6 protein-coding genes are annotated in these 13,481 nt (G+C 51.2%); 2 read left to right on the forward strand and 4 right to left on the reverse strand.

Translation table 11 applies throughout. The features are described from left to right. Nucleotides 1–21 precede the first annotated feature (21 nt). Nucleotides 22–3,765 carry a S8 family serine peptidase gene (locus J3B89_RS21380; protein ID WP_215396843.1) on the reverse strand — a complete coding sequence of 1,248 codons (3,744 nt, stop codon included), beginning with the start codon at nucleotides 3,763–3,765 and terminating at the stop codon, nucleotides 22–24. A 42-nt stretch (nucleotides 3,766–3,807) separates the two neighbouring features. Then, nucleotides 3,808–7,446 (reverse strand): putative Ig domain-containing protein, encoded by a 3,639-nt coding sequence (locus J3B89_RS07245; RefSeq protein ID WP_215396844.1) that lies wholly within the window; start codon nucleotides 7,444–7,446, stop codon nucleotides 3,808–3,810. 298 nt (nucleotides 7,447–7,744) lie between these two features. Here J3B89_RS07245 and J3B89_RS07250 point away from each other — a divergent pair, with 298 nt between their 5' ends. After that, nucleotides 7,745–9,811: a winged helix-turn-helix domain-containing protein gene (locus J3B89_RS07250; protein WP_215396845.1), complete on the forward strand. Its 2,067-nt coding sequence runs from the start codon at nucleotides 7,745–7,747 to the stop codon at nucleotides 9,809–9,811. A 13-nt stretch (nucleotides 9,812–9,824) separates the two neighbouring features. On the opposite strand, the gene J3B89_RS07255 is transcribed toward J3B89_RS07250, so the two are convergent. Then, nucleotides 9,825–10,133 (reverse strand): hypothetical protein, encoded by a 309-nt coding sequence (locus J3B89_RS07255; RefSeq protein ID WP_215396846.1) that lies wholly within the window; start codon nucleotides 10,131–10,133, stop codon nucleotides 9,825–9,827. 13 nt (nucleotides 10,134–10,146) lie between these two features. Beyond that, the gene (locus J3B89_RS07260) at nucleotides 10,147–11,328 is read right to left on the reverse strand and encodes a BaiN/RdsA family NAD(P)/FAD-dependent oxidoreductase (RefSeq protein WP_215396847.1); all 1,182 of its coding nucleotides are present in this window, start codon (nucleotides 11,326–11,328) and stop codon (nucleotides 10,147–10,149) included. A gap of 373 nt (nucleotides 11,329–11,701) precedes the next feature. Between J3B89_RS07260 and J3B89_RS07265 the strand changes: the two genes are divergently transcribed. Beyond that, the gene (locus J3B89_RS07265) at nucleotides 11,702–13,444 is read left to right on the forward strand and encodes a S8 family peptidase (RefSeq protein ID WP_215396848.1); all 1,743 of its coding nucleotides are present in this window, start codon (nucleotides 11,702–11,704) and stop codon (nucleotides 13,442–13,444) included. Nucleotides 13,445–13,481 lie beyond the last annotated feature (37 nt).

A 13,481-nucleotide genomic window follows, 5' to 3' on the forward strand; every position in this document is an offset into this window, starting at 1 on the left:
AGGCTTGTTAAAAGCTGTAGGTTAGCCAGCGCGTTTACCCTGTGGCATAAAACGCAGCAGCAATAACATAGCTAACCAGTACCAGGCCAGCGCGCCACTGCTGTTTCTGGCCGGTGCGGCAATGCTGATACTGGCATTGGCCGTTTGGCTTTGCCCCAGAGCATCGGTTGCCGTTAAGCTAAGCACTACCGTCTGAGCAGCTTGCACTTCGGGTAGTGTAAAGCTAATTTCAGCGGCTGTTGGTTGGCTAAGTGGTACAGCAGGCCCGCTGCTTTGTTGCCAGTTCAGGCTGGCAGGCGTATTGGTTTGCGCCCGCAGGGTTACTTTATCACCCGCCTTACCACTTAGGCTAAACGCGGCTTCGCCATTAATTAAAATGGCCAGTGGCGGAATAATATCTATTTCCGGCGCATAAACTGCTTCAGTCTGGTTAGCCGCCAGCTGGTAATTAACTTTAAGCAGCACATTACCGCTGGCCTGTGGTGTGCTGGCAAAGTGCAGTGTCAGGTTTTTCGCCTCAGCCCCGGCTGGTTGCGCCAGCGCAAACGTAATAGCGCCAGCTTGCTGACTATACTCTGCACCGTCTATTGCACTGAGGCTAAGCCCTTCAGGTACAGCCAGGCTAAATGCTACAGAGCGCGCTGCAGCTGTATTGTTTGCCGCCAGCGTTAGCTGATAACTCAGCGTTGTACCGGCCCCTACTTTTTGCTGGCTCGTGCCTAATGCCACAACAGGCTCAGCAATGTGAATATCCAGTGCGGTCAGGCCAAAACGTTGCCCTATGCCTGTTTCAGCAGCGATGACGCCAACATAGTCATCACCCGGCTCGGCGTCCGCTAATTGCCAGCCAGCCCGTAACGAAAATTGCGATGCCGTATGTGGTACCACAGTCAGTGCCAGGTTGGCTTCATCTTTATCGCTGATCACCGCCACCGATAAGCTGACATCATCCATGGCACCGGGTGCTGAACCCTGAAAATTGTGCAGCGCAATATAGTACACACCGGGCGCAGGTGTCAGCAGGTCGCATATCTCATTGGAATCAACACCGGCGCTCATGCACAACAGATTGTGTATGTCATCAGCGGAACTAAGATCGCCATCCAGATTTTCATCCGGACCAATATACAAGTCTAAATCAGGGCTGCTGGTACTTTCTACTTTTACCCGAACCCGTTGCGTACTGTTGGTAACGACTAGCGGCAGTACAAAGCGGTTATCTTTGTTGTAAGCCCATTCCAGATCATAGGGTTGGGTAGTGGGCGCTAACAACTGAATATTATAGCGTTCAGGTTTTACCAGACCGCGGGCAAGCGGTTGCAGTTGGTTTATGTTTGCACCACTGTTAAAACCACCTAGCAGTGTTTCACCTTGCGGGCTGCTCACCGTCAGGCTGGCCTGCTCTGGCCCGGAGCCAGCGACAAATTCCGCTACCACAGGTAAAGTCAGGGTTTGCTGCGGATTGCCGTTACTTAACACCAGTTGGCCAAATTGCCATTTGCTGGCCGAGGTATGGCCTGAACTGGCGGTAATAGTAAGTACCTGAGTTTCCCCCTCTGCCAGGCTAAAGCTGGCAGGGCTGGCGCTAAGAGTGATATCGCCCAGCAACGTAGCAGTTCCTGTGCTCCAGCTACCACTTTCAGTAGCGGTAAAGGTGCGGGTCCATGAGCAGGTTAGCACGCAGCGGCTTTGTACCAGGCTGGCCAGGTTCAACTCGCCGGGGTTACCGCCAAGTTCAGGGTTCGCAGCCAGATAATTGTCGCCGCTTTCATTCAGCAATAAACCGGCATTTACCGCCTTATCTACCCGCATCATGCCAGCGCCCATATCAAAAAAACTGGCCTGTTGTTTGTTGCCGCTTAACTCATCATCTTTATAAGCCTGGCTGTTCGCGGTCATCATCAATGCTGATTGCGCCTGAGCCGGTGTCCAGTGCGGACGCACCGCCTGAATAAGCGCCAGCGCTCCTGCCACATGCGGGCTGGCCATAGAGGTGCCATCTAAAAAAGCGTAAGGTACTTCGTTTTTCTGGTTGCTAAACGGCTGATATGGCGTATAAGCGGCATAAATGCTGACACCCGGTGCGGCAATGTCCGGCGATAAGTAGCTATCATAAGGATAGCCGGGGCCGCGGGACGAAAACACACCGGCAATTGAACCCAGTTCATCATCCTGGATCAGCTCTGATGCACTGATACTAACCTGTTGCCCGGCATTTGCTGCCAGCCAGGTTAATAAGGTTTCACCGTCGTCTGCGCTGAGGTTAATGCCGGGCAGCACATGAAAATCATCATCTACACTGCTAGCCTCACCTGTTACGTTCATCAATACTAAACCCGCAGCACCACCGGCTTTAACATTAGTACCTTTTTCAACCCTGGCTATCTCACCGCGGCGGCAGAGCACAATTTGGCCATCAAAGGTACCGGCAGCAAAAGGCGTCAGGCAGTCGGCATCACCGTAATCAGCAGCATTAACCAGCGTTGCACTAACGGCGCCGCTGGCACTGCGGCCACTAAGCGCCAAACCATTAGCGGTAAGTGTTTTAGCCGAAAACGCACGGTTGTGGCTAAAGGCCGCAACAGTAGTAACCCAGGGTACATTTCCCGGTGAGCCTATCGTTTCGCTGTCAGGTCCGGCATTACCGGCAGAAGTAGCCACATGGATACCAAAATTGCGGGCATTAAGAAATACCTGGCCTTCCAGCGAGCGCCACGGGCTTTCTGCCGGCCCGCCGACAGAATAGTTCAGCACTTTTACACCATTGATGATAGCGTGCTCAACGGCATCCAGTAACAGCTCTGGGAGGCAGCCTGCCAGATAATCATCACCATTGCCCGGATAACATACCTGATACGATACGATATTAGCATGCGGCGCCATGCCGCTTATTTGCTCAAACAGGTATGCAGACTCTTCACCTACTGCATTGTAGGCCGGTATGTTTTTCAGTACGTTACCCGCTACAGTACTGGCCACATGGCTGCCATGGCCGTTAAAGTCGAAGCCGATTTGTAACCGGTCGCCCAGATCCGGGTACTGTACGGTATCTACCGGCACCAGCGAATAAGCATTGATAATATCGGGGTAACTAACAATACCAATCAGCTTGCTGTTACAAAACTGGCTGTATGTCTGGCAGTCGCCCAGATAATTGCCTTCACCCAGCGGGTTAACATGCTGATAACCATCTCCCCCTATAGCAGCAAAACTGGGATGATCAGTATTAATGCCGGTATCCATAATACCTACAACAACGCCCTCACCTTTGCTGGCAACACCGGTCTGGCTTTGCCAGATAGCCGGCGCACCGGTATAAGCCGGGCCGGAATCGGTATGCAAATAGTGAATTTGCCTTTTTACTACCGCTTTTACACCCGGTTGCTTTGCCAAAGCCGCAGCGCCCTGCGCCGACACCCTTACCGCAGCAGCGTTAACACTGTACTGGTACTGGAACAAGGTCTGTACCGGCTCACCAATATGGCTGCTGGCACGGCTTAGTACACGTGTCTGGTTAGTTCTAAGGCTACCGGCATAATGCTGTACGTTAGTCGATTTAGCATTAAGCAACTGCCCTTTAGCAGCAATACCTGCGGTAGCCACGGCAGGCTCGTCAAACAGGACAAAGTAAACATTATCGTCACGGCTGGACAGGCTTTTTTGCGCCGCTTTTGGCACATAGTTCAATTTATTCTGACCATCGTCAGGTTGTGCTGCCACGGCTGACAAACTCAGCACAGCAGCCAGTAATAAAGTTTTTTTCATTACAGGGATCCTTTATTAGCGGGGCCTGCAGCCCCGCTTAAATCAATTGTGGTGAGCGAACCTGCGACGTAGCGCAAGCAGTAGTATCAGCAGCATGCCGGGGCCGAAAGTACCGCTGCTGCTGCCGCTTGAGGGTGCGGCACTCAGGTTCAGGGAAAAGGCGACAGCAACCTGATGCCGGCCATCGCTGACATTAACCACAAATTCGTAGTTTCCGGCGCTGGTAATATTGCCACTTAGTCTGCCGCTACTATCCAGCGTCAGGCCTTGAGGCAAAGTGGCTGCAGTAAAGCTCAGTTCGTCTCCCTCTGCGTCATCAAACAGTGCAGACAAATCAAAGAGCAGGCTGGCTCCGGCAGTACCGTTTAGCGTTGTGCTGGCCGGGTTACTTAGTTCCGGTGGCGAAATATTACGGCTGTTTACCTTTATCAACACGTCAACGGCCGGGCTGATGTATATTTCAGAGTTATCAATCTGCCCAAACACCTTTAAGTGATAACTGCTGATACCATCAGCATTAAGTACAGAGGCATCATCAACCAGAATTTCACCCTTTTTGGTTACCCGTAGTGCATTGTCTGGCAGTGGGTTAACCAAATGCAGTGCATAGCCTTCAGCACCTTCGCTACCCGCCATATTAAAAAATGCATTAGATTCAAGCTGAATAACCCCTACTAACTGGCCGGGCTGAGCATTATCCATCACACTAAACTGCTGGCCCCGGCGCGGAGTGGCGACAAAGCCATGATCATTGCCTAATGTCAGAGCCGACCACATATGGTAATCCGCCTCTTCGGCCAACAGTACAAAGCCTTTACCGCACTGCCCCGCATATTCACAAAAGCCATCTACCACGCTCGTTAACGTAGCCCGCTCTCCCGGAGCCAGCGTTATTTCATTGCTGTAACCACTGACCGGTGTACTGCCCCCTTTTTCGCTTAAGGCAACATAGTTAGCCTGATTACTAATCACCTCTATCAGATTGCCATACCAGTCATACTCATAGCGTACTTCTACCGGCCCCATATTTACCGGGTTAAAAGCAATAACAGGTTCTCTGTTTGAAGCCGGCATCGCATCACGGTCAGTCTCTATCATGTAACCGAGGTTTTGATTCAGATCCTCCAGCGTCAAATCGTCACGCAGCAGTTCTTCCAGGCAGTAATCCACCATTAAGTTGCGGCTATCGGTAGCAAAACGTACCGGCAATTTACTGGTTTTCAGGCTGGCGGCAGGGTCGGCAGGGTTAATGGGAATATTCAGATCATGGTAGTAATTTACCGGTACCCCGGCTTCATCCAGGCTGATAAAACTCTCTAAAACCAGATCTTTATCTTCAATAAAAGTAAACAATTGCTGAATTGACATCCCCGGATAATCGGTCAGGATTTCATTACGCACAATAAACATATCCAGCGAACCGTTTAGCGTTTTATCAAAATAACTGCGAAATGGTAAAGCGCGCGGGTTAAAAAACGTGATAGCTAAAGTCAGCTTCTGGCCTGCTTCACAGCGACTGTCAGCTATTACCGCACTGGCCAGATTTTGCAGTACCATCCCGCCTTTAGCCCCCACTGTGCTGTCACGGGGTTGAACGTTACGTGCTACCACTGGCAGCGCAGTAAAAGTCATATCATAGGCTGAGATATTCTCAAACTCCTGTTCGCGGCTAAAGTAATTGCCGGGAAACAACGCTTCACCTAACGGGAAGTCAGGCCCGTCTGTAGTAAACGACGGCAATACCTCACGGTAGGTATTAAAATGTCTTTGAATATCGGCAGCAGGCCGTGGCCGTACTAACCAGGGCAGTTGAATAGCAGGGATATTGTCACCTGCGTTTAGCCTGAGGTAGCCATCCATTTCACTGGCACGCCACTGTTCGTGAGTGTAATCAGCTGCATCTATCAGTGGCCATTTGGGCAATAAGCTGCCGTCAATAGTTAGGGTAACCGGCACTGTTACCGCACGTTTGGCCGGAACAACCACCTCGGCTGGTAATTGCCAGCTTAGCGCCCGGCTATCAGGCCCGCCTTCCCGGCTATGTGCACTAAGCGTATAGGTTAACGGCTGTTCGCTTAGATTGCGGATATACAGCTCCCGGCGCAGCTCTAACTGCTTACCCGGCAATACTTCGGGGTTGCCTAAATGCAGGCTGGGTAAACCCGATGCCAAATCCCAGGCCACCGCAGGGCTGGCCGCAGCGGCGCTGCTATCTTCCAGGCCTGCGCCGATCCAGCTTATTGCGGCCAGTTTTTCTGCATCCGGAGTGTTTACCTGATTATTAGCTGTGTTTACCAGTAAAGCTTTTAGCTCAGTGCCGTTAAGCGCAGGCCGGGCACTTTTAAGCGCCGCCGCAGTAGCAGCAGTTCTGGCCAGTGCAAATACGTTATCGCTGGCTATGCCTTCACCCGAGCCGGTACCTACCAGTGCAATGTGTTGTTCCTGGTACAAACCAACAAGATCAGGTTTAATCGCATTTACATCGCCCCGCACAGGCCCATGCAATGAGTTAGCCAACACTACCGGCAGTTCATCCGCATCAGTGCCAGCCTGTGCTACACCTACAGCCAGAGCCGCCGGTGCTACAGCCTGAATAGGGGTCATATAACTGCTGCTATGTTCAGCAACCCCCTGAGGCACCAGTACCAGAGTACCTAACGCCGCCGCTTTTTGAATATTCTGTGCCATTACTGCGTAGGTGTCGGTCCAGACATCCTGCTCAGAATAAAAACCCGGCCCAAAACCAGCCAGATCCAGCACAATAATATCGGCTTTGTCGCTGGTATCACCATCGCGGTTTGGATCAAGCGCCCACTCCAGGGCATCTCTTAACTGGTCGGTATTAGGCCCAAGCGGGTATACTGAACCGCCAATACGTGATGCCCGGTAAATTTTACCAGCCCAAAGCTCGGCACCGGGTGCCAACTGATGAATAATCGAAGCCAGCGCCGTACCGCGGCCTCCGCTACTGCCACTGCTGTCCAGAGCCGAGTCGATCGGGTTCATATCCGCAACAATCATCCGCGGCTCCCGTTCACTGAAAAAATCCCAACCTTTAGTAACTACCTTTGTTGGAAAACCATCAAAAGGCACACCGGCATACTGCCAGGCCTTTTGATACGCCTCTGGCGTACCTACGCCTCCCAGGCTGGCATGGGTATAGTCAACCCCCGTTGAAATCAGCGCAATTTTCACGCCTTTGCCAACGCTGGCATCAGCTTTTGCGGCAATACCGGCAGAGCTAAACTGCGGCTTTGCAGACACACTTAACGGAGCCGGTAAAGGCAAGGCATCACTGGCAAGGCTGATACGCTTAACCCCCTCCATCCGGCTAACTTCCAGCGCCTGTGCTGCCGTCAGGCTTACCGTAATACTATTGCCCAGCAATTTGCTGCGGCCATGCAGCTCCACTTCAGCAAAACGTACATACAACTGCTGCAGTAAATCTTCCTGTTGCCGCAGTAATCCAGCCTGCGTATTCGGATTAACACTGCCACCTTCCACAGCAGGGGCTGCGCTGAGCTGCACAACATAGAGGCTTTGCTTTGCAGATTCGGCCTGCGGCCGGGTTAAACCTGCGTTGTTAGCAGGAACAGGTGTTGCAAGCACCGGCAAACTAAGCAGGCTCAACCCGCCAAGAGCCAGGTAGCGAGGCAACCAGGGAAATAACGCTTTATACATGACAGTTTCTCTTATCGTTATGGTTAATACCCTGCGGCCAGGGCAACAGGCAGAACTGTCAGGATTAATGCTCCGTTGCTATAACAAAGGCTATCTTTTGAACATTATTTATTTATCTTTTTTAAATTTATTCATCTAAAACAATAACATAATCAATTCAGGCAGTTCTGATCCAGGTTTACTAATATCCGACAAACGCAACTATTTGTAACTGCAATTGCTACTTTGTAACCGCAGTTGATACTGACATCTAAATGTAATAGAACGTATTGCAATAATAACAATCTGAGTCACGCCCTTGCCCCGCCACACCCGCACCAGTCAATACTGTTATCAGATAGGTCACTGGACTATTACTCCTGCCAAGCTACAGATCCACGGGCCAATGGGCCAGGTAACGCTGCCAGCCAAAGCTTTTGAAGTAATAAAACTACTGATCGCCCAGCCGGGCGAAACCGTAAGCCGCGACCAGTTTGTTGCTGCCATCTGGCGGGGCCATAAAGATGTGGGTGACAAAGCGCTAAACCAGGCTATATGGCAGTTACGTAGAGCCTTTGCCGACACCGGCGGCGACAGCGAAGTTATTGGCACCGTTGCCAGAATAGGTTATGTGTTGCTGCACAGTGTCACAGAAACGGCAGACCACACCGCTCCAACCCGCGCAGCACATAATCAGCCATGGTGGCTGCTGGCAGCTTTGGCACTGGTGCCGGTGGCAACAGTTGTATGGGCATTAAAACCACAAACGTTGCAGCCAACACCATTACAGCCGCGCCCGGTGATCCTTAGCCATTATAAAGGTGCTGAAGAAACCCCGGCTTTTACCGCCGATGGCCGCTTTATGGCGTTTCAATGGGACAAAGGCAGTGGCTTGCCGGGTATTTATACTGTTGATTTAGCGCAAACAGGCAGCGAGCCACGACTGGTATCGGCCGATGATGAATTTGGCGCCTCGCCGACATTCTCGCCAGACGGCAGCCAACTGGCCTACACGGTGATTAATGACAAAGACTGCCGCGTGAAAATTCAGCATTTGTCTGATGGCACCAGCCAGTTTATTGATAACTGCTACGGCAGAAATATTGTTAACACCTTAAGTTGGTCCAGAACCGGTAATCAATTGGCCTATGCCTATAGAAATACTAAGGGTGGTGTCAGTATTAAGGGCTACAACGCTGACAATGCACAGTTTAGCCAGTTAACGTCCGAGCAAAGCGACTTTGAAGATTACCCGCTGGCATGGGCCAACCACAGTGATACTCTGGCCTATGCCAGCCTGAAAGGTGGCCTGGGTAATATTTACCTGCGCACTAAAAATGGCCGGATCCGGGCGTTGCTGAAAGAACCGCAAGCCATCTACTCGCTGGCATTCAGCCCGGACGATTCTCACCTGTATTTCGGCACCGCTTGGCACTCTGAAGTGACCATTTTACAGGTATCACTCAAAGACGGCAGCATATCTCCTCTGTCATTTGAAGCCACCCCCGGCCGCATTGCAGTGCGGCCCGGCCAGCAACCGCAGCTGGTGTATCCACGTTATACCTCGATGGAACAGCTGGTTAAGCTGCAGCCAGATGGTACAACCAAGCCGTTGCCGTTTTCATATGGCCGCGAGCTTTATCCGCTATACTCGGCCAGTGCGGATAAACTGGTGTTCTTCAGCAATAAAAGTGGCAGTTTTCAGCTTTGGGCTGCCGCTGCCGACAGCGAATTTGCCAGCAAAATTGCCGATATCAGTGGCTCGGCTTATATACATGCACTGTCAAATAGCGGCGATAAGTTTTTGCTGCCGGTAAAACAAAACGGCGACAATTATTACAGCCTGTATCTGGGGAATCTTGACGAACAACCACTACAGCAACTACCGCAAATTAATTACCCGGCCAAAAACTTCAGCTGGGGAATTAACGATGACTCTATCCTGTTTAGTTCTGACTTAAACGGCCAATGGCAAATATGGCGCCACTATCTGGCTACCGGTATCCGGGAACAACTAACCTTAAGCGGCGGGCTGTTTGCGCAGGAGAACAATAATCACGAGCTGTTTGTTGTTAAACCTGACGGGGGAATATGGCGGCTGAGAACCGGCCAGCCTGCCGAACTACTAATAGAACAGCTTAGCAGCAAAGACTGGGGCAACTGGCTGTTGGGCGAAGATGGTATTTTGTATATACAGCGCACCGCAATAGCAGACCTGATAAAGCTGCAAAGCTGGACCGGCGAGCAACAACTTATTGCCAGCCTGCCACCGCGGACAATAAAACCGGGCCGTTCTATCACCCGGTTAGCGGATAACAGCCTGATCTTATCAATGTATCAGTCAAAAGAAGCCGATATTGTCGCTATTGACCTTGTGCAACCTTAATCTTCAGGGCTCGCTAATCATCGGGGGAGCTAAGCGTAAACACCAGGTGCTTGCGCATATCTTTTAGCACTATGCCCTTTTTCAGTAACAAGCCGCTAAGCCGCTTTTGCCATACCAGCAACTGTGGCTGTGCTGCATCCAGCATAGCTTGCTCAGTAAACTGCAAGCGCACCAGGAGCGAGACAGGAAAGGCTTCATACTCCAGGCTAAACCAGCACTGCACCGCGCCGGGTAAATCTGCCTGCGCCTGCTGCTCCAGCTTTGTTACCGCATCCAGCACCGCAGCCTGTTGTTTAAGTTGTACTACAGAGAGTTTTTTCATATTGATATTTACCTTAACAATACTGCCCTGCCACCCAACCAGACGCCCAGGCCCACTGAAAGTTATAGCCACCGAGCCAACCGGTTACATCGACCACTTCGCCGATAAAATACAGGCCGGGTTGCTGCTTGGCTTCCATGGTTTTTGACGATAAATAATCGGTATCAACACCGCCGATGGTCACTTCTGCAGTGCGGTAGCCTTCAGTGCCGTTGGGCTTAAATACGTAAGCATGCAGGTTGTCGGCAAGCTGCTTAATGCTTTTCGGGTTTAACGCTTTAAGCGGCTGGTTAGTAAACACCTTTAGCTCCAACAGCTTTTCTACCAGCCGTTTCGGTAGCAATTTAGCCAGCGCGGTTTTTACTTCCTGCTCGGGGTGGGCTTGTTGTTGGGTAGCCAGAAACTCAGCCACATCGGTTTGCGGCACCATATTTACAGTTACCTCATCGCCCGGTTGCCAGTAGCTGGAAATTTGCAGTATTGCCGGCCCGCTTAAACCGCGGTGGGTAAACAACATATCTTCCGGGAATATGGTACCGTTGGCTTCAGCCGTTACCGGTAAGGATACGCCGCTGATTTCCTCAAACACGGCTTTGTCGCTGGGTTGCCAGGTTAACGGCACTAAAGCGGCGCGCAGCGGCAGCACTTTTAAACCAAACTGCTCGGCCAGCTGAAAACCAAAGGCGGTAGCGCCTAAATTTGGCAGGCTTAAGCCGCCACTGGCCACCACTAAGCTGTGGCACTGGCGACTAAGCTCTGCCGTGGTAACGGTATATTGGCCATCGGCAAAGCTGACGCCGGTAATAGTTTGCTGCAGGGCAATTTGCACATTGGCGGCTTTGGCTTCGCTTAGCAGCATATCGACAATATCTTTGGCGGAATCATCACAAAACAGCTGGCCGAGGGTTTTCTCGTGGTAGCTAATACCGTGCTTTTGCACCAGGGCGATAAAATCCCACTGCGTATAACGGCTAAGGGCTGATTTACAGAAGTGTTTGTTTTGCGACAGGAAGTTCTCCGGCCCGGCATACATATTAGTAAAATTACAGCGGCCGCCGCCGGACATCAGGATCTTACGGCCCACCCGTTTACCATTGTCTAACAGCAACACCCTGCGGCCACGTTTTCCGGCTTCAATAGCACACATTAAGCCAGCTGCACCAGCTCCTATTATTATTACATCCCACTGCTGCATAGCGCTTGCACACCTGGTATTTGCAAAGGCGCTATTGTCGGCGACATTGGCTGTGGGCGCAATACTGTAAAATATTATGACACTTATAAATGCCATTTAAGCATAATATATAACTAAAAATTATTTGTTACACTTGTAACTATTTGTAAAACAACTGAGCCTGATTAACCTTTACAGAGATATTTAACAAATTGTAAAAATTAAAATTAAACCTTTTTCAGAAACAATCATTTACAACCTTACCTTTGTTAGAAAAATGCGCAAAATACCACCAGTTTACTTCTCGATAGCAGCCAGCTAAAAATCAACCCCTGGCTGGACGACGTTCCACCAGACACCAACTTCCAACAATAATCCAGGTTTTAATAATAATATGAAAAAAGCATCCTTTAAATTATCCGCGCTGGCTGTGCTGTGTCTGTCTGCCGCGTTTTTATCTGCGTCCAGCATCGCAAACGACTCTGACATAACCGAAGGCCCGGCTACCCGTTTTATTATCAAGTACAAAAGCTCCGCCGCTGATATTAGCTCAGCATTACCAGCCAGTGCCAGCCAACAGATCAAAGCAGAACGTATGGCACAAAAAGCACAGCGCCTGAGTAGCCGTGCCGGCGAGAATATGCGCTTTGTCCGCGATATGGGGCTGAACAAACATGCAATATTCCGTGCCGAGCGCAAATTATCCAGACAAGAAACGCAACGTATGCTGCAACTACTGGCGCAGGATTACGAGGTTGAGCTGGTAGAAGAAGACGTGATGTTACAGCCTACAGCCACACCAAATGACACCCAGTACGGTAATCAGTGGCATTACTTTGAAGCCACCGGCGGCCTGCGTGCGCCAGCAGCCTGGGACAATGCTACCGGCCAGGGCGTGGTAGTCGCAGTGCTTGACACCGGTTACCGGCCACATGCCGATTTAAATGCCAATATTCTGCCCGGTTATGACATGATCTCTGACAGCTTTGTTGGTAATGACGGCAATGGCCGTGACAATGATGCCCGCGATCCGGGTGACTGGACCAACGCCGGTGAATGCGGTAATGGCCAGCCTACATCATTTCGCGCTTCCAGCTGGCATGGTACCCATGTCGCTGGCACCATTGCCGCAGTAACTAACAATAACAGCGGTGTTGCTGGTGTGGCTTATAACGCTAAGATCGTGCCGGTACGGGTGCTGGGTAAATGTGGTGGTTATACTTCAGATATTGCCGACGGCATTATCTGGGCATCCGGCGGCACAGTATCCGGTGTACCGGCCAATGCCAACCCGGCCAGCGTCATTAACATGAGCCTCGGCGGCAGCGGAGCCTGCTCCAGTACAACGCAAAACGCCATTAATCTTGCCCGCAATAACGGTGCTGTAATTGTGATAGCAGCCGGCAATGACAACAGTAACGCCAATAACTTTAATCCGGGTAATTGCGCTGGCGTAGTAAATGTAGCTGCAACCAATCGCAGCGGTGGCCGCGCGTATTATTCCAACTATGGCACCTCGGTTGATGTGGCCGCCCCCGGCGGCGCGATGAGTTCGGCTAATGATCCTAACGGCGTGTTGTCAACCTACAATACCGGCTCTACAACACCGGGCAGCGACAGCTATGGTTACAGTCAGGGCACCTCTATGGCAGCTCCGCATGTGGCCGGTGTAGCCGCTTTAATTAAGCAGGTAAAACCGTCAGCCAGCCCTGACGAAATAGAACAGATCCTGAAAAACACCGCCCGTAGCTTCCCTGCGGCGTGTTCAGGCTGTGGTACCGGTATTGTCGATGCCAACGCAGCAGTGTTGGCGGCTCAAGGCTCTGGCAGCAGTGGTGCCAGCAGTACGTTGAATAATCTCAGCGCGACCAGCGGCAACTGGTTACATTATACGCTGGCTGTTCCGGCGGGCATGGCCACCTTAAACGTGACAATGTCCGGTGGTACCGGTGATGCAGATCTGTATGTACGCCGCGGTGCCCAGCCCACTACCAGCAGTTATGACTGCCGGCCTTATAAAACAGGCAACAACGAAAGTTGTGCCTTTACCAACCCACAGGCTGCAACCTGGTATATCAGTATACGGGCATACAGTACTTTTAGCGGCGTAACCCTGGTTACTGAATACAAACCGTAATATTGTTTGGCAGGTAGCTATTGTATGGTAAGTCACA

This window comes from Rheinheimera oceanensis (genome assembly GCF_018831085.1).
Classification (GTDB): domain Bacteria; phylum Pseudomonadota; class Gammaproteobacteria; order Enterobacterales; family Alteromonadaceae; genus Alishewanella; species Alishewanella oceanensis.